This is a genomic window from Acinetobacter sp. SK-43 (assembly GCF_015351505.1).
Taxonomy (GTDB): Bacteria; Pseudomonadota; Gammaproteobacteria; order Pseudomonadales; family Moraxellaceae; genus Acinetobacter; species Acinetobacter junii.
On record NZ_JADKPY010000102.1, the window covers coordinates 1 to 873 of the forward strand.

Below are 873 nucleotides of genomic sequence, written 5' to 3' on the forward strand. Positions count from 1 at the left end.
TAGAGGTTAAGCAGCCATTAGAGGTGGCTTTCCTTTGTTAGCTTGATGTGGTCTTTCATGGTTGTAATGCCACAACCAGTTTGTTGCATAATCTTGTACTTCATCCAAAGTATCAAATAAATGCTTGCTCAGCCAACTATAACGTATGGTCCGATTATAGCGTTCAATATACGCATTCTGCTGTGGCTTACCCGGTTGAATATATTCAATACGAATACCGTGCTCAGTAGCCCAGCGCACAAATTCGTGACTGATAAATTCGGGACCATTATCGCATCGGATCACTAACGGTTTTTCTCTCCACTCCAGCAATTGATTCAACGTACGAATAACCCTGATTGTGGGCAATGAGAACCCTGCTTCAATGGCTAGGCCTTCGCGGCGGTAATCATCAATCACATTCAATAATCGAAACTTGCGACCATCGGAAAGCTGATCATGCATAAAATCTAATGACCAAACCTGATTTTCTCGGATTGGTTCTTTCAATGGTTCAGGCGCATGCCGTTTTAGTCTTCTTCTCGGTTTAATACGCAGATTCAGTGCCAACTCACAGTAAATGCGGTAAACCCGCTTGTGATTCCAGCAGCAACTCTCAACATGCCGTAAATACGAGAAGCACAAACCAAAGCCCCAATCGGAATTTTCCTCAGTGAGTTCAATGAGCTGTTCAGCAATGAGTGCATTGTCATCGCTGAGATTGGCTTGATAGCGGTAGCAGGTTTCACTAATGCCAAATGCTTTACAAGCCAAACGAATACTAATGGCATGCTGGGCAACTGCCTGTTGTGCCATCTTACGCCGGCAAGATGGCTTTACCACTTTTTTGCCATCGCTTCCTGGATGATTTCGGCCTTTAATCGCTCTTCCGCA

The 873-nt window shown here is 44.4% G+C and carries 1 pseudogene; it reads right to left on the bottom strand.

Annotated elements, in window-relative coordinates:
• Positions 1–6: 6 nt before the first annotated feature.
• Positions 7–873: pseudogene (locus tag IRT38_RS17395) on the bottom strand (IS3 family transposase); the annotation flags it as partial.